The sequence below is a fragment of the Alteromonas sp. MB-3u-76 genome (assembly GCF_002831605.1).
In the GTDB taxonomy this organism is placed as follows: Bacteria; Pseudomonadota; Gammaproteobacteria; order Enterobacterales; family Alteromonadaceae; genus Alteromonas; species Alteromonas hispanica.
The window spans coordinates 109,175-134,934 of the sequence record NZ_CP025115.1 but is presented as its reverse complement, the minus strand read 5'-3'; the positions used below and the strand labels follow the sequence as shown (position 1 = coordinate 134,934).

Genomic DNA, 25,760 nt, shown 5'->3' with positions numbered 1-25,760 from the left:
GCTATTGTGCAGGCCATAAGGTTACATTCGACATATCCATGTCGGTATGCTGAACATCAGGCCCTAATTCAATGCGACTGCCTTTTTTCGCAAATACTGCAATGTCGTTCAACGCCAGTGTTTCTTCTCTATAGACGCCGCCGCTTACCACTTCTTCGCTTTCGAAACGCACCCATTCTCCTTTCGGGAGGTAATATTTCAACTTCCCACCCGGCACCACGCATGGGACAACGAGCAAGTCATCACCACACATAAATTGCTGTTCGAAACCGTGAGATAGCGGTTCATCTGGAAACGCGAGTACCATGGCACGTTGCACCGGTAGCCCTGTTTCTGTTGCCTGTTTCGCCACTTTTTGTAGATAAGGGATAAGTTGATACCTTAGCTTTATTGCCTCGAATACGGCAGCTGAGGCTGCCTCGCCATAAGACCACGGTTCGCGAGGGCCTATACCGTGAAGCCGCATATGAGCGCTGAATACAGACGCTTGGGTCCAACGCACATACAGCTCTGCATCTCGTGTATCCTTATAAAAGCCGCCAATATCGGTTGCAAAGAAAGGACCACCAGACAGTCCCCAAGACAAACTACCACGGATACTGGCCGCTAAACCTTGCCAATCGGCCTGCGGGTCTCCTCCCCACTGTGACGGATAACGCTGACTGCCTGTCCACGCAGAACGGCTAAATAAAAATGGGCCTGTTTTGCAGTATTTTTCGGCTGCCTCATATACACAGCGGTTATAGAGCATGCTATAAACATTGTGCAGGCGATTTCCGGAGTCACCGCTGTACGAGAGCATATTGTCATCTTCTAACTGCTCACCAAAGTCGGCTTTTATCATATCTATGCCTAAATCGAAGAGAGGCTTATGCGACTCCCTCCAAAATTCGTAGGCTTCTGGGTGGGTAAAATCGAGAATACCCGAATCTGGCAGTGGGGTGAGCACTTCACCAAACGGGCTTAGGTCCCATTCGTAGCGATAGGCTTTGCCTGTGCGCTTGTCTTTAATTAACCAACCTTTTTCAGCGGCCTTTTTAAACAAAGGGTTCTTCACTGAAATCATGGGGTATTCCCATACACAAATTTTAAACCCTAACGCCTTTAACTCATCAATAACGGGTTTAGGATCGGCATAGCGTGACGGGTCCCACTCAAATGCAAAGCGCGTATCTGTGTCTTGCCACGCTCTGCCGTCGAGAGTAATCACGTCGCAGGGCATTTCCTTTTCACGAACCTCTCGCGCTACCGCTAAAAGCTCTTCTGCGTCTTTGTAATACGCCTTTGAAAGAATGACGCCCAAGCTCCAAGTTGGTGGTGTTGGTGCGAAGCCGGTAAGCTGACTATAGGTGTGAATGCTGTTTGCTGGGGTATCTTCATGATAGAGAAACATATCTAGCAGCGAGTCTTCGACTAAACATACATAAGCGCGCTGAGACCAAAGCGCATAACCTACTCCGTGAGTGACAGGCGATGTAGTATGTACAAATAAGTTCCAGCCATCGGGGCTCCACGCATAAGGCGTATTCTTGTAAGATTTTTCCGCATTAACACCCAACGCATCGTGATTGTATGACCGAATTAATTGACCTCGCTTATCTAGCTTCGCCCACTTTTCGCCCAGCCCATATACGGCCTCATCATATCCGAGTTCTAAGCTAATCAACCAGCCAGCATCTGTTTTTGCAAAAGGCGGTAAGCGATGCTGGCGAACAAAATGTCCATCTGTTGCACTTTGCTGCACCAAGGTTTCGCCCTTATAAAGCTTGAAATGCAGAGGTGAAGCGCATAACTCCAAGCGATACTGGCCACCAGTCACACAGTATTTATCATTATCACCAGAGAGTGTCAGTGATTCATTTTTTGGTGTGGCAGTGAGCATGCCGTAGGCCGCTTGATTATCATCAGCACTTTGAATTCTTAACCCATAATTACTTATGGACATTCTAAGTTCGCCTAGCTGAGTAGGTACAATGAGAATTTCGTCACTCTCAAGGTGTGGTGGTTGGACAATTTCTGCCGGGTCAATGGCGTTCCAATCTGGCTCAATTACACTAAAAGCGTTACTCATTTCATCACTACTCTACATGTCTTGTATAAGACATAAGTTAATGAAATGTAACTATGGTGTCAATCAGCATTTTCTCTTTATAACGAAACGTAAACTAACAGGCAAAACCCTCAAAGGGAAATCAATTGAACTAATGCCTAGCAAGCAATCTTCTCAATAAAAGTACAAATACAGTAAAAAGTACGCTATACATCTTGCGTGTGATATAACAAAAGAAAAATAGTCATTAGGTTTCGGATTTATGTCTTCCTCTCAATTTGACCATAAGCTCGGCGGGCCTAGCCTTGCCTTTCAGCCTCTTTATCAGCAAGTTGGCGAATATATTAAGCAGCTCATTGTTGAACGCAGATGGCAGCCTGGCGAAATGCTTCCTAGTGAATTTAAACTGGCCGACGAATTTAATGTAAGCCAGGGAACGGTGCGAAAAGCGCTCACACTACTCACAGACACCAAAATAGTCACAAGGCGACAAGGCGTAGGTACGTTTGTTTCGGAACACACAGCGCAAGACGCTCTATTTCGCTTTTTTCCTCTTCAAGCTGATGGCAAAGGAGCCGACCTTCCAAAGGCAGAATTGTTAAGTAAAGAACGTATTTCACCTACCAATGCCGTTCAGCAGGCCCTTTCTATTACTGCTAAAGACAAGGTAATTAAATTAAAGCGCAGACGTATACTCGATAACGAATTCTGTATGCTGGAAACCATCTATTTACCAGCCAAGATGTTTACCGGCATAAACAACCGCGAAGACATTCCGCACACGCTGTATCACTTTTATCAAACCGACTATAACTTAACGGTGTTTAAAACCCGCGACAGCATAAAGGCTATTTTAGCGTCTAAAGAAGATGCTGAGAGCTTACACGTAGAGGAGGGCACACCGCTTTTGCTTGTCACGCGAATAACAGAGTCGATAGAAGGTAAATTAATAGAATACCGCGAGAGTAAATGTCGTACCGACCATTATCATTATCAGGTGGAACTAGATTAGCCTTAGAATGATTTAGTATCCACTTTCTCTACCAAAATTGACTTTTTAATCTATAAAGCTCCTCTTACCAGCCCTGAAACCTACCTTACTCCATTAACTTTGTTAACAGATTGTTGACTTAACCCTACCTGTATAATAACTTATGTCTTATACAAGACCAATGTTTGAATTAAGCATACTAGCGACATTATTTAATAATGAAGGGTGAATAACGCGATGGATAAAATACCAGAGGTAGGGTTTGGCTTTTGGAAAGTAGACACTGCCATATGTGCAGACACTACCTACGAGGCTATCAAAGCAGGATATCGTCACTTAGATTGCGCTACAGATTACGGCAATGAGAAAGAAGTTGGTGAGGGAATAGCGCGCGCCATTTCTGAAGGTATCTGTAAACGGGAAGAGTTGTGGATCACGTCGAAACTGTGGAACACCTTTCATGCGCCAGAACACGTATCACTTGCGCTAGATAAAACACTGAGTGATTTACAGCTCGACTATCTAGATTTATATCTTATCCATTTCCCGATAGCTCAGAAGTTTGTTCCCATTGAAACTCGCTATCCTCCAGAGTGGTTTTACGACCCAGAAGCCTCAGAACCAAAAATGGAATTAGCGCCTATCCCGCTATACAAAACTTGGGCTGCAATGGAAGAGTTGGTTGATGAAGGCAAAGTAAAACAGATTGGTGTGTGTAATTACAACACCGGCCTCATTCACGACCTAATGAGCTACGCACGCGTGAAACCTTCTATGCTGCAAATAGAATCTCACCCCTACCTTACACAAGAAAGGTTAATAAGACTGGCAAAAGATTATGGGCTAGCGGTCACAGCCTTCTCTCCTCTTGGTGCACTCTCTTACCTAGAACTAGAAATGGCAGATAAGACAGAGTCTGTGCTAGAGCAAAGCGTAGTGATAGCAGCTGCACAGGCCCATAATAAAACCCCCGCTCAAATAGTGCTGCGTTGGGGTATTCAACGCGGTAACGCCATTATCCCTAAAACGTCAAAAGTTGAGCGTATGAAAGAGAATATTGCTCTTTTCGACTTCAACCTAACCGATGAAGAAATGCAGGCTATATCTGCGCTAAATATGAACCGTCGCTTTAATGATCCTGGACACTTCTGCGAAGCAGCCTTTAACCGTTTCCACCCTATTTACGACTAGGAGCTAAAAATGAAAAGCGTTAATGAGACCTCCAGTGTTGAGTATGCCAACATAGCAACCCAGCACACATACAACGGTGAAGAATTTCCGGCTATTGTTGTAAATAGCACTGGATGCAAAACAGTTGCAGATACCGTAGAGTTTGTAAGGGCTAATCAGGCTGAACTAGAGGCTAAGTTGGCCGATACTGGTTCCCTATTGTTTCGCGGCTTTCCACTCGATTCGGCAGAGGCCTTCGACGTTTTTTCGGCCGGCTTTGGCTATCCTAATTTTACTTATCAAGAATCGTTATCTAACGCAGTAAGAATTAACTTTACCGAACGGGTTTTCACCGCCAACGAGGCGCCTAAAGACATAGAAATATTTCTACACCATGAAATGGCGCAAACACCAATTTCACCTAGTAAGGTATTCTTCTTTTGTCAGTCTGCTGCTGACGAAGGTGGAGCGACTCCGCTATGCCGCTCTGATAAGTTGTTTGAAGCATTGAAAGCCGAAGACCCAAGTCTTGCTAACGACTTTAAAGAGAAAGGTCTGAAATATACCACTGCAATGCCGGCCGCAGACGATGCCAATTCAGGCCAAGGCAGAAGCTGGAAAAGCACACTAAGTGTTGAAACAGTGGAAGAGGCAGAGACCAAGCTGAGTGAATTGGGTTATTCATGGGAGTGGCTCGACGATGGTAGTTTAAAGGCTATAACGCCTGTTTTACCAGCTGTTGTTGAGCTTGGCGACGGCGCGGAAGTTTTCTATAACCAGCTTATCGCTGCTTATAAAGGCTGGAAGGGCGTAAAAGAAAACCCATCTTCAGCTATTACCTTTGGTGATGGTACACCTATACCTAAAGAGGGTTTAGAGCGTATCTCAGAGCTAGCGGAAACCTTTACCTTCGACCTTGAGTGGCAAGATGGTGATGTGGCTATTGTCGATAATTACCGAACAATGCACGGCCGCCGTCCTTACGGGGGCGACAGAAAGCGTGTAGTGCTAGTAGCACTCGTGGCTTCTGATCGGTAATTAACATGAATGACATAGCAGTTAAGTGTAAAAATATTTGGCCGGGCTTAGGCATTGCTACCATTACCGGAATGGCAGCGCTTTTTCTCAGTGAACATTACAACGCACCTGCTATGTTATTTGCTCTACTGCTTGGTATGGCGGTGTCATTTTTGTATCAGGAAGACGCTCCCTGTGCTTGCGGTATCGATTTTACCGCAAGCACATTACTGCGAGCGGGAGTGGTCCTTCTAGGCCTACGGGTTGCACTTGGCGATTTAGTAGTGCTGGGTTGGCAAACAGCATTCATGCTGACTGGCGCTATATTTACCACCATAGTGCTGGGCGTTTTTCTTGCTAAAGCCTTTGGTTTGCAAAAGCGCTTTGGCGCACTTACTGGTGGTTCGGTAGCCATTTGCGGGGCATCGGCCGCACTGGCTATTTCAACAATTCTGCCCAAAGGGGAGAACCACGAACGAGACACCCTGCTAACTGTTATTGGCGTTACTGCCATGTCGACTATCGCGATGATTGTATATCCCATCATTGCTGCACAAGTAAACATGAACAATGTAGAAGCAGGAATATTTTTAGGTGGAACCATTCACGATGTAGCACAGGTGGTGGGCGCAGGGTATTCAGTTTCGGAAGAAGCTGGAGATATGGCCACATTAACCAAACTTGTGCGCGTGGCCATGCTCATGCCCGTGGTGCTTATTATGATGCTGATTATAAAACGTTTTTACACAGCAAATCAGCAGTTAGACGAAGGCGACGTGCCTAAAGTCCCGCTGTTTTTAGTGGGCTTTATTACCATGATGCTACTCAATAGCTTTGTTACGTTACCAGACTACATTGTTGAAACAGGGTCCCAAGTATCGCGTTTCTTTTTAGTTGTGTCGATCACCGCTATTGGTATGAAGTCTAACTTGGGTAAGCTTGCCGAAGTAGGCGCTTTACCCATAATGATGATATTAGCCGAAACCATTTGGATAGCGTTACTCATTTTGGGCTACTTGTACTTTCTATAATTCGCCTGTTTAGATAGGCAGTAGCGCAGCGATACAAACCAAACAAAACGTCTGTAATTTTAAAAGGTAAAAGCAGTGAAAAAACGCGGCCTTCATGAACTTTACGCCATCAATGCTGAAAAAGCAGACCACACCGTATTTGGCAGAACCAGTAACCCACTGAGCCGTCGAGGCTTTTTATCTGGGTTAAAAACCCTGTCGGTACTGCTTGGCGCCGAAGTGGTTTACGGTCAGTTCATGCCGGCAGGGCTTATTCCCGCTGCTTTCGCACAATCGGACACCCCTTTTGAAATAGAAGGTAAAGACGGGCTAGTGGTTCTAAACGACCGTCCAGTAAATGCGGAAACGCCCGCGCATCTGCTTGATGACAAGGTTACACCGGCAAACCGTCTTTTCGTGCGTAACAACGGTATTGTACCAACCGGGCCAAACCCAGATACCTGGACACTCACCATAGAAGGTGAATCCGCTAAACAATCAATAACATTCACCCTCGACGAGTTAAAACAACGCTTTAAACGTTACACCTACCAACTCACGTTAGAGTGCGGCGGTAACGGCAGGGCTGAGTTTTCTCCAGCTGCCACGGGGAATCAGTGGACCACCGGCGCAGTAGGCTGCCCAAAATGGACGGGCGTTCGGCTAAAAGACGTACTGCAAGCCGTGGGCGTAAAAGATGACGCCGTATATATTGGTTACTATGGCAACGATCAGCATTTAAGCAGAACGCCCGGCAAAGCCGCAATTTCGCGAGGCGTTCCTATTAGTAAAGCCATGGAAGATGAGTCGCTTATTGCGTGGGAAATGAACGGAGAGCCGTTACCCGTTATGAATGGTTTTCCGTTACGCTTGGTGTTTGGTGGCTGGCCTGCTTCCACAAGCGGCAAGTGGCTAAGCAAAATTGTTATTCGAAACCAAGTACACGATGGCGCAAAAATGCTAGGTAAAGCCTACCGTGTTCCGTGCGAGCCTGTGGCACCAGGAGCCAGCGTTCCCGACGACGAAATGTGTATTATTGAAGCTATGCCGGTAAAGTCGCTTATCACCTACCCTAAGTCGGGCGTAGAACAAAAGCTCTCAAAACCTTTGACGGTAAGGGGGCACGCGTGGTGCGGTTCAACAAACGTAAAAGAGATGTTTACCTCTATCGACTTTGGCCAAACTTGGCAACGAGCCGAGCTATCTCGTCCAGTAAACAGACATGCTTGGCAACATTTCACCTCTAATATTTCATTCCCTCAAAAAGGCTACTATGAAATATGGGCAAAAGCGGTAGATGAAACAGGTAAAGCCCAACCCATGGTGCTACCTGGTTGGAATCCAAAAGGCTATTTGAACAATGCATGCCATCGCATTGCTGTAAAAGTGGTAGCGTAAAGATGAATGATGTAGAAGATACAAATCTACCAATCACAGGAGCTCTGCTATGGCTTTAGCGTTACGTACAATTTATATTGCGCTTTGCGTAACCGGGCTTACCGTCATTTTTGCAAGTAGATCAGCGGTAGCCGAACCTGCAACAGATCCTCAGTCGGGTTTAGTAATAGCTGAAGGCTCGAACCTAGTTTTAGCTCACTGTAGCGCATGCCATTCAACCTCGCTTATTACGCAAAACGCCATGAGTAAAAAGCGTTGGTTAGAAACTATCAGGTGGATGCAAGACACACAAAAATTGTGGCCATTAGGTGACGCAGAGCCGGTTATTTTAGATTACTTAGCGAAGTGGTACGGCCCTAAAGAATCAGCGCGACGTCCGCCGCTTGCCCCTCACCTTATGCCGGAAAAGTAACTCATCTTGAGAGTAAGTCAACGTATCGACAGACCTGTTTTTAATCTAATTGACCTGGAACATCCATAGTCTTGTGAAGGACACGAATTATCGAGATTGTATCAATCTCATTGGTATAGATGACCAAGTGACTCCTATACAAGCCAATTCTCACTGGCGGTACATAATTTTTTGTAGGCGATATTTATCGGGAAAATTACACAAGCTTTTTATGAAACTACCTAGTTCATCCAAGTATGCGTCTGCACACTCTATTCCCTAATTTTCTGCCCCATAAAGCCAAATTTCAATCAAATCTGTCCTTGCTGCATTAGTTTGTAATATTTTCAAGCTACTTACCTAACAGCTTTCTGCCACTTTGCTTAATATATTCAATATCCTGCTCTCTCGCCGACCCACTGCTAATCCCCTCATTTACAGCAGCTTGCATCGCCTTTTTCTTGAGTAAAGCATAATCGTTTGCTGACAATAAAACGCCCTGCTCTTTTCCGTTTCGCGTTATAGAGATAGGACTAGCCTGGGCTCCAAGTAGTAGCTCACCAAAATTATTCTTTGCTTCTGTCGCCGAAACTGACTTCATACGAAAACCACCTATTATTGTTAGTTAATTTAGCTAAATTAAGCGATAGCGCAATTAGCACTAACCTAAAATACCCAGCTCTACCGCCCGAAGCACGGCACGAGTGCGGTCGCGCGCGCCCAGCTTGGCTAAAATAGTCGACACTTGGTTTTTTACTGTGCCTTCCGATTTATAAAGCGCTCCGGCAATTTCTCGATTACTGCAGCCAGAAGCCATTAAGCGCAAAATTTCTTTCTCTTTGCTCGATAGAGGCTCTACCTGTTCGGGCTCTTCCGTTTCAGTGTTTAGCCCTTGCAGGCTATTAATCAGCGTAGTGGTGATAGCTGGCTGAATAAGCGACTCACCGGCATTCACGGCCTCTATACCTTCTACAAGAGTTTCTAGCGATACGTCTTTTAGCAAATACCCTTTTGCGCCAGCGCGCAAGGCGCCCATTAGGTTTTCATGATCGTCAAAGGTGGTAAGCATAATGGTTGGAATAAGCGCATTGGCTTGTTTAAGCGCATTAAGTAACTCTATGCCTGTCATGCGCGGCATGCGAATATCCAACAGCATAACATCAGCGCAGCCGGGGTTATTTTGTAACCACTTCATGGCCTCGAGCCCGTCGTTGGCTTGACCTACCACGTCTACTTTGTCAGAAAGATTAAGCAAGCTACACAATCCCTGTCGTAACAATTGTTGGTCGTCTACCACTAATACCTTTATCATTTCGCCTCCGGCAGTACTCATCATTTCGCCTCCGGCAATGTAAGCAAGGTATGAAAACCTTCACCGCTGTTGATAAACGCTGCACTGCCATTTAACTCGCTAATGCGTTCTTGAATACCTTTGAGGCCATTTCCCTGAATAACATTATTAGTATTAGCGCTACCGCCATTGTCCTTTATATCTATGCATAATTTGTCAGCTTTTTTATAAATGCTAATCACCAGCTCGTCGGCTTTACTGTGGCGCATAGTGTTAGTAAGACTTTCTTGAATACAGCGCAGCAAATTAGTGGCCTGAAGCAGCGTTAAATTGCTGATATCAGTTTGGCAATCAACCTCTACCCAAATCTTATTTTTTAAAGGCTCGGTAAGCGCACCAAGGGCTTGCAGCAAATCAAGCTGATTAAATTCACGCATATCTGATACCGCTTCTCGAACATCTGCAAGCAGCAGCTTGGCAATGCTTAAGCACTGGTCGATAGCTGGGCGCTGATCGGGAGACGCTGTGCGAGATGCTACCTGCAAATGCAGCGACAGCCCCGTTAAATGATGACCCACTAAATCGTGAATATCGCGAGCAATGCGGGTGCGCTCGTCTTTTCGGCTAGCTTGCTGCATCAAATCTTGTAACGCCCGTAGCTCTCTATTCGCCTCTTCCGCTCGTTCGGTTTGTCGTTCCGCGTTTTTTCGGCTTTCCATCATTACCAGGGCAAATAAATTGAATGTCCAAAATAGCAGTGCGTTTATCCACAAACTGCTATTAGACTGCCATACCCAGCTATACACCAGCCACGGTACAGCTGACCAAATTGGCGACAGCAAAAGTGCTCGTTTAAACGGCATAAAATAAGGTAGTAGCGCAGACCAAATTACCAGCAAAATAGCGTTGAAGGCCATTGGGCTTAAAGCAAAAAGTACTAACACAAGCGCGTATTCAATGCCCACTAATACGCTGCGAATTACTTCACTTTTCCCAAAAGGCTTGTCTTGAGTAACCAGCAAAAAGCCAAAGCTGAACAGAACAAAGCACAACATAATCGCAACGATGTTTGTTGTGCTAGTCCTTTCGGAACCAATAAGTAACCAAGCATTGGTTGCTGCAACAACCAAGATAGTTATGAGCGCTCCACTTTGTTCGGGAGCAATACGTAATTGAGATAGTTTCATAAGGCTCAGTATTGGTTAATTACGCGTTTTTTGGAATAGGCCAAAAGTCATTTTTCACATCGTGACTTTCGCCACTGATGCCCCCGTTTCCTTCTAGATACACTTCTCAATACACCGCCCTCGCTTATTGAGACAGTCACTTTAAAACGAGCACTTATTAGGACAGTCACTTGTAAACGGCGAATTTTACTAGGGCGTTATCGAGACACCACTTATCAAGACAGGCACTTTTACAGGCTGTGATTTTTACCAGAACAATTGGAGATTTTAGATGAGCTATTCATACCAAGCTATTTTATATAGCCACATACTAGTCGGCGCTATTGCTCTGGTGCTTTTTTGGGTACCGGTTACCGCTCGTAAAGGCGCGTTTAACCACAAAAAGTTTGGCGCGCATTATCGCCGCGCAATGCTGTGGACCATTGCCAGCGGCGCAGTGCTGGCTGGCGTGTGGCTATTTATACCCGTTGCCGTTAACCCTAATTTGGTCGATAACCCAGCTGGCGTGGCAAACTTGCAGCGCTTTGCCATCTTTTTACTGCATTTGGCGGTGCAAATGTACGCGTCTGTAATGATGGGACAGTGGGCGCTTGATGCTAAACAAAGCCGCCGTTCGCTTCGCTGTTTTAGCCGTACTGCACCAGCGGTACTACTAACCGCTACAAGCCTATATATCGGAGTTATCGGCATTATGAATCAGCATATTCTCATGCTCATTTTTGCTCCGCTAGGGCTTTCTATTAGTATTGGTCAGCTTCGCTTTATTTTTGCCAAGCAAGTAGCGCCCAAAGCTTGGTTGGTAGAGCATCTTGGCGGCTATATCGGGTCTGGCATTGCCGCGTATACTGCGTTTGCAGCATTTGGCGGGCGCACCTTATTTAGCGATATTGGCGCATGGCAGTATGCTTTCTGGATTTTGCCAGGGCTAATAGGTGGCATAGCGATTAGCCGCCTATCACGGCAGTACAGAACAAGCACTGCAGAAAATACGCGGCAAGCGTGATCTCATTTAGCGGCGCTAGCTTTTCACAGGCGAATGGGCAACAACCCTACGCCGAGGCTTTTTAGGCGGTTTTCTGAACAGGTAAAAATACAGTCCTGTCAGCGCAAGCAAAACTGGGCTTAAACCCAACACACACCACAGTATTTTGCTAGGTAACCCTGCAAAGTACCCAAAGTGCAATTTTCTAAACATATCAACAAATACCGCCCAGCCTGATTCCTCTCTTACATCAAATGTGGCCAATACCTCACCTGAGTCGCGGTTATAGGTAACCACCGAGGAATATTCGCTTGAAAGGTACGGCTTGTTAGGCACTTCGCCAAACACATTAATGTGTGCTTCAGGCTCGTAGGGAAATGTAAGATAAGTGGGCCGGTGACCTTCAATAGCCTTAGACGACCCATAAACCAGCTGCTGAAAATCGAGATTTGGGCTGTAAATGGCCTCGGTAACATAGGCGTGTTCGTCGCCATGTTCTAAGGTTTCGTGTATCACTTCAGAGGCATTCCAATAGCCCCCGGTAAACGCCAAAATAAGCAGCACCGGTGAAGATAATATGCCTATTAGCTTATGCACATCGCTAAAAAAGATGCGCCTAGCCGCATGCAAGCGCAGAGTGAATAGCTTAGTCCAAAACTTGCGATGCAATATTATGCCTGTCACGCTAAGCACTAGCAGCATAAGAGAAAACACAAACCCGAAGGATGTGCCTATCACGCCCAGCAAAAAGGTGTAATGCAGCGACAGTAACCAGTCGGTAATATCATGAGTAACAGGCACAGGGGTAGATAACAGCGTGGCCGAATACTGGTCGACATACAGCTTGTACCATTCGCCCTCAGACTTACTAATAAGGTACGCCGCATCGCTGCGCTGCTTGTTATCAAATAGCTCCCAACTTCCTAATATAAAGTCGGGATGGGTGGCTTCTACTTTATTAATTAACTGATTTAAGTTTTCACGAGGCCGGCCTTCTGCTGCCTGCACACTCATGTGCGAGGGCATTAACCACGTATCAATTTCAGGTTTAAATACCAGTATGCTACCGGTAATCGAAATAACAAAAAGCGGCACCATTGCGATGAGTGCCGTTATAGAGTGCCACTTAAACAGAGTTTTGCGCATGTTTACCTTCCATCTTTAGCCCATGTGCCCCAAACGAGGCACACGGTAAACCGTTATGCCGTTACAGCGACCAGGTTGCGCTTAACATATAGCTTGCAGGCGCACCGTAAAAACCTTGGGCCCAGTACAAGCTATTAATGTATTTTTCATCTGTTACGTTGTTGGCGTTTAAGGCTACCGAGAAGTTATCAGACACACGATATCTGGCCATTAAATCGATAATGGCATAGGCATCTTGGCGCGTAACAATGGTGTCGCCTGCGTTTGCGAACCCTTCACCCACAACGCCCTGTACTCGCGACGTGTCGTCTTGCCAGCGCGCATTCACACCTACAGACAGTTTGTCGAAACTTGCAGGCGTGTAGGTTGCAGCAAACTTAAGCAGTCGCTCTGGCGTGTAGTCGGCCACCAGCTCGTTACCATCAATGGTGAAATCGGTATAACCAATGCTGGTTTGTAGGCCTGGTAGTAGCTCACCGGCCACTTCAAATTCATAACCGCTAGACTCTATACCTGTAGCGCCAATAAAACGCTGTTCGCCTGGCGGTAGGTCGGCCGTTGCTGGGTCGGGTATGGCTAAGTTCTCTTGCACAATGTCGAAGTAAGCTACTGTGGCAATAAGGCGGTCTTCAAAAAACTCGCTTTTAAAGCCCACTTCTTTACTCTCGCCCACAATAGGTGCCAGGGTGTTGTTGTTTATGTCTAGCTCGGTTTGAGACAAGAAGGTTTCTGTGTAGCTGGCATAGGCAGAAATGGAATCGTTTAGCGCATACACCACGCCAACATACGGGATAAACTCGCTGTCTTCAGCGTCTTGTGCAACATCGTAAGACATGCCGCTGGTATCCCATCTGTTCTGGCGGCCGCCCGCGGTAACGTGCAAATCATCGGTTAAGCTAAAGCGCGTAGTGAAATACACTGCCGACTGCTCGGTATCAACATCGGCGCCCGTTAGCCCATCTACAAGGGTAGGAATGGGCGCATTGCCATCCCACGTTTCAAGCGGCGGCATTGCAGGGAAGCCATTGCCCGTTGTAAAATCGTACAACGATATATCTTCAAAGGTCATAGAGGCATGGTTTACCCCTACTACAAACTCGTGCGAGCGCCCAAAAAGATTAAAATCACCAGTTAGGTACACGTCAATTAAATCGGTTTCTTCATCGTGATCATATTCGCTGGCATAACCGGTGAGGCCAAGGCCTGTTTCGCGATTTGGCGTGCCAAATACATAAAATAGTTCAGAGTCTTCATCGGTTACTTTACGAGAGTAAGTAGCACGCATGTACCAGTTGTTGGCAAACACATGGTCTAGCTCTACCAAGGTATTGTGCTTTTCAACATCCCAATACGACCAATCAGCAGACGTGCTGGTAGACACATCAAAATTGGTGGCTGTACCGTCGGAATAAAACAGCGGGTTAGCGCCCCAGTTATTACCGTCGGCGTTGTTGGTGTGATACGAGTGACTTACCGAGAACGTGGTGCTATCTGAAATATTGTACTCTGCGAACAAGTATGCCACTTGGCGCTCTTGCTCGTAACGGTCGAGATAAGACTCTTGCGACTGAGATACTGCCACGCCGCGAATACCAAAATCTTCATTTACGCGATACGTACCGTCTACTTCAACGCGGCGATTGTCCCAGCTGCCAACTAAGCCTTGCACGGTTAGGCCATTTTGCATGCCTGGGCGCTTACGAATAAAGTTAACCGTAGCAGACGGGTTACCCACGCCGGTCATTAGCCCGTTTGCACCACGAATAATTTCAATGCGATCGTAAATGGCCGAGTCTTCATCGCCGTGGTTGTTGCCTCGAATAAGCGGCAGACCAATACCATCAATTTGGAAATTGTTAATGTCGAAACCACGTGCACTGTAATAGGTACGGCTAGTCTCTACTCGTTGCACGTTAACGCCGGTGGCGGTATCGAGCACATCGTTAATGCCATTTAGCTGATAGTCGTCGAACTGCGCACTGGTAATAACCGATACCGACTGAGGAATGTCTTTAATGGGCAAGTTAATACGCGACGCACCGCTGGCCTTGTGCGCGCCATACCCTTCAATGTAAGAGCCTCTTACTTCAATATTTTCTATTTCAGAGCTGTCGATATCAGAGCCGCTCACTTCAGAGCTGTCTGCTTCAGCACTTGTATTTGCGGTTGCGGAATAACTCATTGCAGTAGCAATTGCCAAGGTAAGGATTGACCATTTCATAAGTACACACTTTTTGTTGTTCGGTTATTTATGGTCGCAAGATTTTACACATCGCCACAGTAATGTAAATAGCAATAGTTATCATTTGCATAGCTTTTAAGATTAGGAGAGCGAGGTTAGTAAATGATTAGCGCAGAAATAAATCTCCTTCCCAATCAATTTTATGTATCTATATATGTACATAATTGTGTAAAAGTGCTATTTGTTCATATATAGATACATTTATGGTGCAGATAATGAGCAGAGAATCTATCGGTAATCAGTTAAAGGCAGAACGAAAACGTCACCGGATGAGCCAAGACGACGTTGCCAACAAACTCAAAACAGCACGCCCCCGGATTTCGCAAATTGAGAATGGCCGTTATCAAGGGTCATTACAATTGCTTGAGCGTTACTTAACTCTGATGGGGTTAGAGTTAACAGCCACCCCTATTAAGCGTCGGCCGACATTAGATGAACTGGAGTCTATTTACGATGACGACTGATTCAATTCTCGCAAGCCTGCCTGAAAGGGTTCGACAGATGAAGGTTCATTTGGCTGGGCAAACTTCTGGTACTTTAAATCGGACAGCTCAGTTTAACTATACGTATACCAATGAGGATTTTCCGGTATCCCTAACGATGCCATATCAAGTTGAGCCGTATACGCGGGGTGCACTGCATCCAATATTCACGCAGAATCTGCCTGAGGGTTACTTGCGCCGGTATATTTCTGAAAAACTTATCCGCTACGCTAATGTTGATGATATGTATTTGTTGGCGCTCATGGGCGACAAAGGCATAGGCCACTTATCCTATAATGCGGGGATTGCGTTGTCAGAGCCTGAGCCCATCGCCATTGACGACATACTGCACTGGTCAGGCAAGGGAAGTTTATTTCCACAACTGTTAGATCGTTACTACCTAAATGGTATGGCATCCGGCGTTCAGCCTAAGGTGGTAGTATCCCGCTCAACTCTCTTACAAAAAGACCTTATTGTTAAAACCTATGATGATGAATTCCCGCTGCTGACAGTGAACGAGTTCGTGTGTATGAAATGCGCTGAATATTGTGGCCTTGAAACTCCTAAAGTATGGCTATCCGATGATTTACAGCACTACGTGGTAGAACGTTTCGACGTCGATAATGACGGAAATAAAATGGGTATCGAGGACTACGCCACGCTCATGGGGCGCACGGGCGACCAAAAGTACTTGGGCAGCTATGAGAATATAATGAGGGCCACACTGCGCAATACGCACTCTCCTGAAGAGGCGGACAAGATGTTCGCGCTAATAGCCTTTAATTGCTTGATTGGAAACGGAGACGCGCACCTTAAAAATTTCTCACTGCAATACGACATAAACCAGTCAAATGTAAAACTCAGTCCAGTGTATGACGTTACTCATACGCTCATATATCCAACCATTGATAACGCAATGGCACTGAAAATGCGCAAGAGCAAAGCTTTCCCTACGAGGCGGGATTTAATCGAGTTTGCCTTTAATGCAGGGGTATCTCGCTCTTTTGCTGCAGATAAGGTTGATAACATAGCCAAGGGTATTCTCGAATGCCTTGCATCAATGAATGAGGTTTCTCTTATGGAAGGATTAAAGGAGTCGATAGAAAAGCATGTAAGTGGCACTATGGCTAAGCAGCAGGTATATAGTGTCTATCGACATGATAAGAAGAAAAAGTATGAATAAACTATAATGCGGGCAGACTGGTAATTTACCTTTTCTGGATTCCCACTTATCACTTACCTTAAAGGGTATTAATGGTATGCTGGTTTTCAGTTAGGTAGCGGCCAAATCAGCAAATGCATACGGCTCGCAAAAACACCTGCACTGCATACAAAGAGGGATTTTTAGTATTGAAAACAACCATTAGCCATTACAGTGCTAACGCAGAACACTACTACTCGCTTTATCAATCGATAAGTGCAGACAGTGTGCATGGCTACCTTGAACAAGCACTTGCTAACACACAGCCCACTACTGCATTAGACGTTGGCGCAGGCAGTGGGCGCGACGCTAATTGGCTGGCCGCAAAAGGTTGGCAAGTAACTGCAACAGAGCCTGCCGAAGCATTACTGAAATTAGCCAAGCAACATTCCAACGAAAGAGTGACTTGGTGTGACGCCGCCCTACCCGCGCTGGCAAATTTACCTACCCCACACCAACACAAACACCAACACTTCGACCTTATTTTGCTTTCTGCCGTATGGATGCACCTACCACTAGATGACAGGCCAACGGCTATAAAGCGCCTCGCCGAATTACTTTCTGCAAAAGGGCGAATGTACATAAGCCTGCGCTTTGGACCAAGCGACCCAAAGCGGCCTATGTACCCAGTAAGCTATGAGGAACTGCAAGCATTGGCAGCAGAAAGTGGTTTAACGGCGCGCAATTTAAACCCAGTGCCGAGTAAAGATGGGTTACAGCGAGGTGATGTTGAGTGGGTGACGGTTGAGTTGATTAGAACAGGGAAGAAATGACAGCTAATAATTATTTAATAACAGGAAGAAGTTAATGAGCTTGTCAAAATTACTGGAGAGTAAAGGCTTTAAACTCATTAACTCGCAATATACTTCACTCTTATACACCGATGCAGAACAAGAAACCGGCATAATTTTAGATACACATTTGTACGGTGAGAATAAACCTAGCTATCCCTACCACGAATACACTGGGTGGCAAAATATGCTTATGCACAAATTTGCCAGACTATATAGGTTTATTGATGATGAAGATCCTGAAAATAGAAGGCACGTTGCCCAAATTTTAGATGAGATTGACGACGAATATGATTTTAGACAATTTGGAACCGATAGACAGATAAACGAGATAGATCCAACAAGGCCCGAATACAACTTTGAAAGTCTCTTTGAACAGGTTTATGGCTCACAATATCTACATGCTCTAGAACGAGAGCATCAGTACGTAGACTTAGTTGGGAAAAGTCGTTATGTAGACTACTTGCTGAAAACCACTAACGCCAAAATAGCCATCGAGCTTAATGGCGAAGCATTCCATCATCCATTAGTTATATCCAGAAAAAAGTATCAGTCCCAACTCCTTAAACAAAATTCTTTAATGAAAGACGGCATCAAAGTATATCGTTGGTCGAATGCTGGAATGTCGGACGAAAAAAAATTTGCAGATCAAATGCGCCTCTACTTTGGTCAGAAAGAAACGCTTTGTGAAAAACCATCCGCAAATCAATTTAGAGACATAAGCTTTTCGCTTTTTAAGCATCAACAAGCCGCACTTGAAGATATTCAAAATGGACGAGCAAAGGGAAAGAGCACCTTCCTATTGGTACTTCCAACAGGCACAGGAAAAACAGAAGTATTTATCGCGGACTATAGTGAGCAGCGCCGTTTGGGAAATGCCAAACGCGCATTAGTAATTGTTCCATTTAAAGACTTGCGGGAGCAAACAAAAGAACGATTTCTAGAACGCGACCATTCCCTGATCACTTCCTCTGATATATCCGATTTGAAAGCAGATGTTATCGTACAGACGACACAAGCAATACAGCGCCATTTCTCTTCTCTCTCACCGGATCATTTTGATTATATTGTGGTGGACGAAGCACATCATGCGCCAGCTCAAGGCCTTAAAAGGGTACTAGAGCATTTCAATCCGAAAACACTGCTTGGCTGTACCGCAACCGATAAGCGATTAGACCAGAAAGATTTAGCTGAAATATTTGGTCGATATCAGTTAAACATGACGTTGGAAGAGGCTATTAAACAAAAGCTATTGCCGCCTATACGCGCTTTTCGACTAGAGAGTAATATTGATTTTTCACAAGTACGATTTAACGGAAAAGAATTTGTTAAAAGCGATCTTAACAGAAGCGTAATACTGCCCTCCCGCGACCAACTTATCGTTGATGTTATTTCTAAGTATTTTGACCAGGTAGATTCCAATACCGGCCAGTCTCTATCTGCACTACAAGGCGTAATATTCTGCGTAGATGTGAAACACGCCAAAAGACTTGCTGTACTCCTAAATGAGCACATGATTAGCGCAGAGGCAGTTTCTGCGACGAGTAGAGAGGGTCTTAAAAAATACAAAGAAGGAAAGGTCAGGTTTTTGTGTGCTTGCGACTTGTTAAATGAAGGGTGGGATGCACCGAATACTTCAATTGTTGTAATGGCAAGACCAACTATGTCTAAAGTATTGTATATGCAACAGTTGGGCAGAGGAACACGAAATCATCCAGGCAAAGAGGCGCTATACGCTATTGACGTTGTTGATAGCTATGGCTCGGCAGCACTTCAGCCATGGAGCCTACACAGCATATTTAATTTGAGTGATTACAGACCTTTTGCTGATGCCTTCAATCCAGACGAAGCCCCTGTAGGCGAAGAAATAATATTAGACCACTTATACGAACACGAACGTAACCTTCGGCCTATTAAACTATTTAATTTTGAAGAAGAATTTGGTGACTATATTAACGACGAGCAACTCGCCCGCGAGCTTTTCGTTTCTACTGGCACAGTAAAAAATTGGGTGAAAAACCAAAGTGTATTACCAGACAAGCAATTACCGTTTGGCAATAAAACACTCAACTACTACAAACAAGACAGAGTTGATGAAATACGCAATGAGAAAAACCTAAAATTACGCAGTGAATCGACAAGAAGAGATGATTTTTTTGAATTCTTGGAGCAGCGTGATTACACGTTCTCATTCAAAATTATATTTTTGCTGCTAATGCTAAAGCACGCAGACAAGACTGGAGAAGTCTCTCTTCCAATGCTTAGAGATGACTATCAGGAGTTTTATAAGAACTTATTAGCGAAATATGGAAAAGCAGAAAAGAGTAATAGCCCACTCAACAACCCAGAATTTTTAAATGACAAAAAGCAGCTAACGAAAAGTATTTTACAAAATCCATTCGAGAAATTTGAGCGCAAAAGCTTTATGTACCACGCCAAAGATTTAGACAAACTAGCATTTGACGCTGTTCTATGGGAAAAGCTTGAAAGCGGCGATTTTGAGTTGACTAGAGAGCAGATGATTGAAGATGGGAAAAGTTACTTCGATAAGCATATTGAGGCTGGCGCGTTCAGAGAAGAAATGTTTGACGACATCTAGTTAATGGCTCGCTTATCTTGCGTGCAGAAGATTCGAACCAATGACCTTTGCCTCCGGAGGGGTGCGCTCTATCCAGCTGAGCTACGGGCGGTTTAACTTTTTACTTCAATTTTTATGGTACACGACGTTATGTCGTGTTCTTCGCACAATGTCCGTTGCCCATTTTTTTCGACTCCCGGATGTCCGTTACCTCCGGAGGGCTGAGCTTTATACAACTGAACTAGGGCAGAATACTTTTTTCACTTCGCTCCGAGAAAGCACACAAGAACTTTTCAGTGCTCTCTCACGCCTGCCGTTGCTTTATATAACACATCAACCTTTTCGTGGCCGTATTACTTTTTACATCTAGGCTTACGCTTTGTTTACTATACGCATCGGGCTGCTCTTTATACAAAAACAGGCAAACTGCCAAGAAGTTAAAATCGATATCGTTGTTTATAAGGGAATTAAGCAAAGTGAGCTGTTCCAGTAATATTTGCTCACTTGGAGACAATCCATTACTTCGCCTGCTTTTCATTATTTCAAAGTCTTCAGCAATCATGGCTTCAGTGTAACCAGCAGAGGTAAGCGCATAACCCAGAATCTGCTTTGCCGCTGAGGCAATGCTATTTATATTGTTTTCATTGCCTGTTGATTTTTGAGCCACATTATTTTCGCTGCATGCCATCATAAAAAGCACCGCAGGGTCGACCGCATTAAGCCGTATAGCGATATCTTCGATAGACCGATAAAACCGTGGATGGGAAATGTTGTCGATAAAGGCGTTAATAATCGCTCGGTAAACCACGTTGGCTCTCCAATTATCCTGCTTCTTTGTGTAACTGATTGATGCTTGATAGTACGCATTTTCGCTGCTTGCGTGTAATTAAAAACTAGCAATATGCAATGGGCAGTCTAGGCTCAACAAGCCATTCGGATAGTGGAATGCTATACCTTGCAGAAATAACGCTGTTGGCATGTTTATCGGAAATACCCCTTTTCTCCCCCAAGTTCGTAACAACTTATAAGCTATTACCTAAATCTTAACACCCATAATTTCATAACCCACAAATTGTGCACACTCAAACAAACGAGGCTGTTATCAAAAAAGGTCTTACATTTTTCTTACTACTGACCTCGCTCGTACTAGCTGGCGCTATTTGGTTTTTTCAAACCCAGCACAGTAACACTAAGCCAGGTTATACCGAGCCGTGGCGTAGTAGCGTGTGGAACAACGCCTTGTGCAACTTTTTTACGGAAAACAGCGATAAGCGAGATGTGGCACTACTGAATGAAGCATTGACTAACGCTTTGGGTGACAAAGAGCCTGTTTTTGATGAAGAGGCTGTTGCTAAAGAGATTGTTGCAAAAGAAAGCACCGCTGAACCAACAAATATTACAGAGCAAGCTTGCGCTGCAGTTACTAGTTCATCTGCTAGCTTATCTGCTAGTTCATCTCCTAACTTACCTTCTGGCTTACCATCTAATTTATCTTCTAGCCTATCGGGCCGCGAAAGACGCTTGCTCGAAACGCTACAGGCGGTAACGGTATTACCTAGCCCGCCATCAAACACAATGAGTGCTGACGTATTAACGCTTACCTCTTTTATTGAACAGTATGGCCCACTTGCTCGCGCCGATATGCGCATTTATGAGGTAGATGTAGCCAACCAGCTTTTTGCCTACGAACTGCGCTTTGAAGATGCTCGCGCATACGTAATGTACAACTTCTCTTTTGATACTCACCCAATGCCTTTGCCCCTTGGCTTTATGGCTTCAACCAAAGTCACGCTGTATAGAACAGACAACCCAGAGTTTAAGCGCTTTGTCACTAACGGCCCGTTAAGTATTACCTACCACTCTGCCGTTGTGGTTATTGTCGACTGAATTAAATTATAGGTTGCCGGCACAAAGGATTTGTATAGTCTGATATACTCATAAGTACGAAGTAAAATTATTCGAATGCAGTTAATTCGTGAGAGCTTCGGTGGAGCGTGTATGGCATTTAAGGCAACAATGTTTTTCTTTTTAGCGATTGTGAGTTTCGGGCTTGCTAGTGAAACACACATTAATGCTGAGCCTGCGCATCAAACTGATGCAAATAAAGTAAAATGGCCCGATACCCAACCCGTTTTGCGCTTTGCGCTTTGCAATAAATCATTTCCCTCCCTACTCCATATTGTCAGAGGGCAAGCCCCCAGCTGGAATAAATGTTGAAGCTATGAAAATAGTTGCCGAGCAGCTGAACATGCGTTTGAAGTTTGTGGAATGCCCGTTTGCTCGCTGTATTGTGTTACTTGAAAAGGGTCTGGTAGATGTTTTTGTTGGGGTAACGCACAGCGCCGAAAGAGCAGAATTTTTGCACTTTATCGAACCTCCTGTTGCACCAGGCAGTGTGCAAACCTTTTACGCGAGAGCGGGTTCACCTATCTCGATTAATGAGTTTGCCGACCTTGATGGCTTAATTGTCGGCCTTTTACGTCATAGCCTATACTTCCCTGAATTTGATAAGGCCACAAATTTTGCGAAAGTTGAAGCCAATACACACATGCAGCTTATCGATTTATTACTCAATAAGCGCATTGATGCGTTTATTGGCTCTGAACGAAGGTTCAACTATTTACTACATGAACAAGGCCTATCAAACAAAATTTCGCAGCAAACCTTTCACATAACCGAAGACAGAAAGGTGTACCTTGCACTGTCGAAGCACTCTGTACATTCGGATTTAACAGAATCATTCAGCAAAGCTCTCAGCTACGCAAAAAACAAAGGCGTTTTTGAAACACCTTTTGATAGGAGTAGTAGCGAGTAAGTTGAAATGGCTATTTTTTGCATCATAATATGAAATAGCCAGTTAAAAGGAGGGCTATATGAAAAGCGCGGTTTCAAAGAATGCTAATCAAAAAAGTCGATTTATACCAAATATGGCAAATTTTGAAGTAAGCCTGAGCTACGAAGGTCTTTCGCTGAAAAAAGTTAGTGAACGGAAGACCATCAACGATTTAAAACGGAAGTATGCAAGGTAAGTACGCGGTATCTCAGGATAGATGCAAATATTGCAGGCGTAAATTTAGATTTATCTCCGCTTGAGGCAATATTTTCTCTGGCAATCTCACCGAAAGCCGACTGCAACAATAGACCTCTTTAATCTCTGCGCTACTCTTTCACCCTTAAGACATAAAATTTATCTAACGCCTCTTGTACCGTTAGGTTTTCATCGGCTAGCAAATATTTTTTTACCTCGCGAATAACTAGATTTCTGTTCTGATTGTATTGCTTTGCAAAGGCTTCGCAGGGCTTCTCGATTGCGTCTAATAACCTGCGCGCTTCCACCGAGCGATGAAACGCCTCTATCGCTTTATCGAAGCTCTCACCGTTTTCAAAGTACAGCTCGCTTAAACGGCCCTTTTTAATTTGATAGGTACTGCTGGCGTACTCTAGTGCTAATTTGAAGTTTTCAAATGTTTGGTCAAATACTTGATAAGACTTGTCTAGAGCTTTGCCCACTCGGGTAATGCTGCCGCCAATTTCGTGGTCGAAACCGTTGAATTTAAGTCGCGACACAGTTTCTTTGCCTAAATTTATGCCCGCGCTTAAGCTAATTTGAAACGCTTTGTCCATTTCCTCCAGCTCTTCTGGGCTCCACATGTTATATACCGTTATAGCCTTTTTGTATTTCTCTGCAAGCAGCGCTTTTAAAACATCGAAACGGGTTTGCAACGTGCCGTTGTTTTTCTTTTTCAGTATATCGAAGCACTCATTGCAGGAGAGAACGGCAATAAATTCTGCTTCGCTATTTGCATCGCGCCAGTGGTGAATAAAGGATATAGGAGGAATGTAGTCGGTGTGATTAGCTTCGCAGCCACAGTAAAAGCAGCGATTAAAGTCTGAAGAGTTTACGGCCACCAGCGGCTCGTAATATTTTTCGTAGTTCATGCTTTTACCGCCTGTTTTTAGTCACCCATTTCTGCTTTACAGGTTCACCAATAAAAAGTAACCGTTCTTTCAATTACGCTGACAAACGGTAAGTCGATCGTTGTCATTTCTTTGGTCTATTGAATATGATGAGTAGGCACAACTAAGTTCCATATTGAATTTGAAATAGATGCTGCATAGTCACATTTTATACTAATCAATGTATATTTTAACTTTATATAATAATCTGCATAAACTTGCTTTATACACATTTCTGCATAAACTAATTTTATTCACTATTGTGCATAAAAGCTGATATGAAAATTAACACACCAAAAGATTTAGGCGCGGTTTTTAGAGACAGTCGTAAGCTCAAAGGCTGGACTCAAGCAGATTTAGCAGAACGCATTGGCGTATATCAAAGGGATATTTCCAACTGTGAAACAAAAACTGAAAAAGTCTCGGCCGAAATGCTCCTCAAACTGTGTGCGGCACTAAACTTAGAGTTTAATGTCGGCAAACTGAACAATGATGAAGAGTCTACGCAGGTTACTCCACTTGCTAAAAAGTCGTTGAGATTCTAATGGGACGAAAGTCACATACCAAAACCCTTTATTGCTCTATGAATGGATTTCCAGTCGGTGATTTATATTTAAAAAATGGGCGCATAAGCTTTAAGTACTCCCCAGACTGGTTAGAGGTAGAAGGAAGCCGTGCTATTTCTCTGAGCATGCCCATGCAAAGAGCTGAGATATCGGGAGACGCTGTACATGCTTATTTTGATAACTTGCTGCCCGATACAGGCGCTATCAGAGAGCATATTAAAGACAAATTAGGTGCAGATAGTGCTAACCCCTTCGACTTGTTAGCCAAGATTGGAAAAGATTGTGTGGGTGCGCTTACATTTACAGAAACTCCTGCAACAGGAGGAATACCCTCTCTAACGCTTACACCATTGTCTGAGGGTGAATTAGCACAAATTATCAGAGACACTCGCTTTGAAAAAATGTTGGGTATGCACTCAGGCGATGACTTTAGAATTTCTCTTGCTGGTGCTCAGGAAAAAACAGCACTGACTCTATGGAGAGGAAAATGGTGCAGGCCACACGGCTCAACGCCAACAACGCACATATTTAAGCCACCTATTCTTCATCATGAAAGCTTGGGAGTAGACTTATCTTCGAGTGTAGACAATGAATGGTTTTGCCAGACGTTTATGAAAAACTTGGGTTTAGATGTCGCCAATTGTGACATTGCACAATTTGAAGATCAAAAGGTACTTGTGGTCGAGCGCTTTGATCGTAAAGTTGAATCAGACGTTATTTTAAGACTTCCTCAAGAGGATATTTGTCAGGCGCTAGGAAAAGTAAGTGGCTCAAAGTATGAAGAACAAAGCGGCCCGGGCTCCCAAGAAGTTATGAAATTACTTTCTGGCTCAAGAAACGCCTATAAAGATAGACTCGAATTTTTGCGTGTGCAGATTGTGTATTGGCTACTTGCAGCAATTGATGGTCACGGCAAGAACTTCACTATTACACTCAATCAGGATGGCTACCGACTGGCTCCATTTTATGACGTGCTCAGTGCTTATCCTTATTTTGGGCAAGGGAATATTCAGGCACAAAAAATAAAGATGGCAATGAAAGTCTACAGTAAGAACACACACTACAGATGGAATGAAATTATGCCTAGGCACTGGCCTGAACATGGTAAAAAGCAGGGAATAAGTGAAGCTCAAACGCTCGCTATTATGACGTCGTTAGTGGACAAGGTAGAACCAGCATTACGAGCATCTTTACAGGAAGCTAATATGCTTTTTGACAAAGAGGTTGGTGAGGCTATAACCGAGAATACACTGACATGTTTGCGCAAAATATCTCACTTTTTAAAGAGATAGTTGGTGGGCGCTGATAGC

The 25,760-nt window shown here is 44.5% G+C and carries 24 protein-coding genes; 16 read left to right on the top strand and 8 right to left on the bottom strand.

Annotation, left to right across the window (positions count from 1 at the left end; genetic code table 11):
* Window position 1 precedes the first annotated feature (1 nt).
* Window positions 2-2,071 carry a glycoside hydrolase family 31 protein gene (locus CW735_RS00635; RefSeq protein WP_100970697.1) on the bottom strand — a complete coding sequence of 690 codons (2,070 nt, stop codon included), beginning with the start codon at window positions 2,069-2,071 and terminating at the stop codon, window positions 2-4.
* Between the two features lie 241 nt (window positions 2,072-2,312).
* Here CW735_RS00635 and CW735_RS00630 point away from each other — a divergent pair, with 241 nt between their 5' ends.
* The 6 genes from CW735_RS00630 to CW735_RS00605 all read left to right on the top strand — a co-directional run bounded on the left by CW735_RS00630 (window position 2,313) and on the right by CW735_RS00605 (window position 8,048).
* A complete protein-coding gene (locus CW735_RS00630; RefSeq protein WP_100970696.1) occupies window positions 2,313-3,062 on the top strand; it encodes a GntR family transcriptional regulator in 750 nt (249 codons plus the stop codon).
* 216 nt (window positions 3,063-3,278) lie between these two features.
* Window positions 3,279-4,232: an aldo/keto reductase gene (locus CW735_RS00625; protein ID WP_083595147.1), complete on the top strand. Its 954-nt coding sequence runs from the start codon at window positions 3,279-3,281 to the stop codon at window positions 4,230-4,232.
* A 9-nt stretch (window positions 4,233-4,241) separates the two neighbouring features.
* Window positions 4,242-5,249: a TauD/TfdA family dioxygenase gene (locus CW735_RS00620; protein WP_083595145.1), complete on the top strand. Its 1,008-nt coding sequence runs from the start codon at window positions 4,242-4,244 to the stop codon at window positions 5,247-5,249.
* A 5-nt stretch (window positions 5,250-5,254) separates the two neighbouring features.
* Window positions 5,255-6,259: a YeiH family protein gene (locus CW735_RS00615; protein ID WP_100970695.1), complete on the top strand. Its 1,005-nt coding sequence runs from the start codon at window positions 5,255-5,257 to the stop codon at window positions 6,257-6,259.
* 108 nt (window positions 6,260-6,367) lie between these two features.
* The gene (locus CW735_RS00610; protein WP_442857500.1) at window positions 6,368-7,636 is read left to right on the top strand and encodes a sulfite oxidase; all 1,269 of its coding nucleotides are present in this window, start codon (window positions 6,368-6,370) and stop codon (window positions 7,634-7,636) included.
* Window positions 7,637-7,685: 49 nt separating this feature from the next.
* Window positions 7,686-8,048 (top strand): hypothetical protein, encoded by a 363-nt coding sequence (locus CW735_RS00605; RefSeq protein ID WP_232368336.1) that lies wholly within the window; start codon window positions 7,686-7,688, stop codon window positions 8,046-8,048.
* Window positions 8,049-8,379: 331 nt separating this feature from the next.
* On the opposite strand, the gene CW735_RS00600 is transcribed toward CW735_RS00605, so the two are convergent.
* The 3 genes from CW735_RS00600 to CW735_RS00590 are packed head-to-tail and all read right to left on the bottom strand — an operon-like array spanning window position 8,380 to window position 10,505.
* Window positions 8,380-8,628 carry a type II toxin-antitoxin system Phd/YefM family antitoxin gene (locus CW735_RS00600; protein ID WP_100970693.1) on the bottom strand — a complete coding sequence of 83 codons (249 nt, stop codon included), beginning with the start codon at window positions 8,626-8,628 and terminating at the stop codon, window positions 8,380-8,382.
* A gap of 60 nt (window positions 8,629-8,688) precedes the next feature.
* Window positions 8,689-9,339 carry a response regulator gene (locus CW735_RS00595; RefSeq protein WP_100973135.1) on the bottom strand — a complete coding sequence of 217 codons (651 nt, stop codon included), beginning with the start codon at window positions 9,337-9,339 and terminating at the stop codon, window positions 8,689-8,691.
* Window positions 9,340-9,359: 20 nt separating this feature from the next.
* Window positions 9,360-10,505 carry a sensor histidine kinase gene (locus CW735_RS00590; RefSeq protein ID WP_100970692.1) on the bottom strand — a complete coding sequence of 382 codons (1,146 nt, stop codon included), beginning with the start codon at window positions 10,503-10,505 and terminating at the stop codon, window positions 9,360-9,362.
* Window positions 10,506-10,776: 271 nt separating this feature from the next.
* Here CW735_RS00590 and CW735_RS00585 point away from each other — a divergent pair, with 271 nt between their 5' ends.
* Window positions 10,777-11,508, top strand: a complete 732-nt coding sequence (locus CW735_RS00585) for a hypothetical protein (protein WP_100970691.1) — start codon at window positions 10,777-10,779, stop codon at window positions 11,506-11,508.
* Window positions 11,509-11,523: 15 nt separating this feature from the next.
* On the opposite strand, the gene CW735_RS00580 is transcribed toward CW735_RS00585, so the two are convergent.
* Window positions 11,524-12,633, bottom strand: coding sequence for a PepSY-associated TM helix domain-containing protein (locus CW735_RS00580; protein ID WP_100970690.1), 1,110 nt, complete (start codon window positions 12,631-12,633; stop codon window positions 11,524-11,526).
* Window positions 12,634-12,694: 61 nt separating this feature from the next.
* Window positions 12,695-14,854 carry a TonB-dependent siderophore receptor gene (locus CW735_RS00575; RefSeq protein ID WP_100970689.1) on the bottom strand — a complete coding sequence of 720 codons (2,160 nt, stop codon included), beginning with the start codon at window positions 14,852-14,854 and terminating at the stop codon, window positions 12,695-12,697.
* Between the two features lie 236 nt (window positions 14,855-15,090).
* Here CW735_RS00575 and CW735_RS00570 point away from each other — a divergent pair, with 236 nt between their 5' ends.
* The 4 genes from CW735_RS00570 to CW735_RS00555 all read left to right on the top strand — a co-directional run bounded on the left by CW735_RS00570 (window position 15,091) and on the right by CW735_RS00555 (window position 19,948).
* Window positions 15,091-15,339: a helix-turn-helix transcriptional regulator gene (locus CW735_RS00570; RefSeq protein WP_071978217.1), complete on the top strand. Its 249-nt coding sequence runs from the start codon at window positions 15,091-15,093 to the stop codon at window positions 15,337-15,339.
* Window positions 15,329-16,540, top strand: a complete 1,212-nt coding sequence (locus CW735_RS00565) for a type II toxin-antitoxin system HipA family toxin (protein ID WP_100970688.1) — start codon at window positions 15,329-15,331, stop codon at window positions 16,538-16,540. The genes CW735_RS00570 and CW735_RS00565 overlap by 11 nt, the downstream gene beginning before the upstream one ends.
* A 167-nt stretch (window positions 16,541-16,707) precedes the next feature.
* Entirely contained in the window at window positions 16,708-17,331 is a 624-nt protein-coding gene (locus CW735_RS00560) for a class I SAM-dependent methyltransferase (RefSeq protein WP_232368335.1), read from the top strand.
* A 34-nt stretch (window positions 17,332-17,365) separates the two neighbouring features.
* Window positions 17,366-19,948: a DEAD/DEAH box helicase gene (locus tag CW735_RS00555; protein ID WP_100970686.1), complete on the top strand. Its 2,583-nt coding sequence runs from the start codon at window positions 17,366-17,368 to the stop codon at window positions 19,946-19,948.
* 283 nt (window positions 19,949-20,231) lie between these two features.
* On the opposite strand, the gene CW735_RS00550 is transcribed toward CW735_RS00555, so the two are convergent.
* The gene (locus CW735_RS00550; RefSeq protein ID WP_100970685.1) at window positions 20,232-20,735 is read right to left on the bottom strand and encodes a hypothetical protein; all 504 of its coding nucleotides are present in this window, start codon (window positions 20,733-20,735) and stop codon (window positions 20,232-20,234) included.
* A gap of 266 nt (window positions 20,736-21,001) precedes the next feature.
* Here CW735_RS00550 and CW735_RS00545 point away from each other — a divergent pair, with 266 nt between their 5' ends.
* From CW735_RS00545 to CW735_RS19690, 3 genes are all read left to right on the top strand, one after another.
* Window positions 21,002-21,814, top strand: a complete 813-nt coding sequence (locus tag CW735_RS00545) for a hypothetical protein (protein ID WP_100970684.1) — start codon at window positions 21,002-21,004, stop codon at window positions 21,812-21,814.
* Between the two features lie 253 nt (window positions 21,815-22,067).
* Window positions 22,068-22,742, top strand: coding sequence for a substrate-binding periplasmic protein (locus CW735_RS00540; protein WP_157812628.1), 675 nt, complete (start codon window positions 22,068-22,070; stop codon window positions 22,740-22,742).
* Between the two features lie 58 nt (window positions 22,743-22,800).
* Window positions 22,801-22,956, top strand: coding sequence for a hypothetical protein (locus CW735_RS19690; protein WP_198033582.1), 156 nt, complete (start codon window positions 22,801-22,803; stop codon window positions 22,954-22,956).
* A 130-nt stretch (window positions 22,957-23,086) separates the two neighbouring features.
* On the opposite strand, the gene CW735_RS00535 is transcribed toward CW735_RS19690, so the two are convergent.
* Entirely contained in the window at window positions 23,087-23,866 is a 780-nt protein-coding gene (locus CW735_RS00535) for a hypothetical protein (RefSeq protein WP_071978208.1), read from the bottom strand.
* A 296-nt stretch (window positions 23,867-24,162) separates the two neighbouring features.
* Between CW735_RS00535 and CW735_RS00530 the strand changes: the two genes are divergently transcribed.
* A complete protein-coding gene (locus CW735_RS00530) occupies window positions 24,163-24,429 on the top strand; it encodes a helix-turn-helix domain-containing protein (protein ID WP_071978207.1) in 267 nt (88 codons plus the stop codon).
* On the top strand, window positions 24,429-25,742 hold the full coding sequence (locus tag CW735_RS00525) for a type II toxin-antitoxin system HipA family toxin (protein ID WP_100970682.1): 1,314 nt from the start codon (window positions 24,429-24,431) through the stop codon (window positions 25,740-25,742). Before CW735_RS00530 ends, CW735_RS00525 begins: the two co-directional genes overlap by 1 nt.
* Window positions 25,743-25,760 lie beyond the last annotated feature (18 nt).

Bases quoted from the DNA above. Each gene is read 5' to 3' on its own strand.
- CW735_RS00635 (WP_100970697.1), bottom strand. From the start codon at position 2,071: ATGAGTAACGCTTTTAGTGTAATTGAGCCAGATTGGAACGCCATTGAC.
- CW735_RS00630 (WP_100970696.1), top strand. From the start codon at position 2,313: ATGTCTTCCTCTCAATTTGACCATAAGCTCGGCGGGCCTAGCCTTGCC.
- CW735_RS00625 (WP_083595147.1), top strand. From the start codon at position 3,279: ATGGATAAAATACCAGAGGTAGGGTTTGGCTTTTGGAAAGTAGACACT.
- CW735_RS00620 (WP_083595145.1), top strand. From the start codon at position 4,242: ATGAAAAGCGTTAATGAGACCTCCAGTGTTGAGTATGCCAACATAGCA.
- CW735_RS00615 (WP_100970695.1), top strand. From the start codon at position 5,255: ATGAATGACATAGCAGTTAAGTGTAAAAATATTTGGCCGGGCTTAGGC.
- CW735_RS00605 (WP_232368336.1), top strand. From the start codon at position 7,686: ATGGCTTTAGCGTTACGTACAATTTATATTGCGCTTTGCGTAACCGGG.
- CW735_RS00600 (WP_100970693.1), bottom strand. From the start codon at position 8,628: ATGAAGTCAGTTTCGGCGACAGAAGCAAAGAATAATTTTGGTGAGCTA.
- CW735_RS00595 (WP_100973135.1), bottom strand. From the start codon at position 9,339: ATGATAAAGGTATTAGTGGTAGACGACCAACAATTGTTACGACAGGGA.
- CW735_RS00590 (WP_100970692.1), bottom strand. From the start codon at position 10,505: ATGAAACTATCTCAATTACGTATTGCTCCCGAACAAAGTGGAGCGCTC.
- CW735_RS00585 (WP_100970691.1), top strand. From the start codon at position 10,777: ATGAGCTATTCATACCAAGCTATTTTATATAGCCACATACTAGTCGGC.
- CW735_RS00580 (WP_100970690.1), bottom strand. From the start codon at position 12,633: ATGCGCAAAACTCTGTTTAAGTGGCACTCTATAACGGCACTCATCGCA.
- CW735_RS00575 (WP_100970689.1), bottom strand. From the start codon at position 14,854: ATGAAATGGTCAATCCTTACCTTGGCAATTGCTACTGCAATGAGTTAT.
- CW735_RS00570 (WP_071978217.1), top strand. From the start codon at position 15,091: ATGAGCAGAGAATCTATCGGTAATCAGTTAAAGGCAGAACGAAAACGT.
- CW735_RS00565 (WP_100970688.1), top strand. From the start codon at position 15,329: ATGACGACTGATTCAATTCTCGCAAGCCTGCCTGAAAGGGTTCGACAG.
- CW735_RS00555 (WP_100970686.1), top strand. From the start codon at position 17,366: ATGAGCTTGTCAAAATTACTGGAGAGTAAAGGCTTTAAACTCATTAAC.
- CW735_RS19690 (WP_198033582.1), top strand. From the start codon at position 22,801: ATGAAAAGCGCGGTTTCAAAGAATGCTAATCAAAAAAGTCGATTTATA.
- CW735_RS00535 (WP_071978208.1), bottom strand. From the start codon at position 23,866: ATGAACTACGAAAAATATTACGAGCCGCTGGTGGCCGTAAACTCTTCA.
- CW735_RS00530 (WP_071978207.1), top strand. From the start codon at position 24,163: ATGAAAATTAACACACCAAAAGATTTAGGCGCGGTTTTTAGAGACAGT.
- CW735_RS00525 (WP_100970682.1), top strand. From the start codon at position 24,429: ATGGGACGAAAGTCACATACCAAAACCCTTTATTGCTCTATGAATGGA.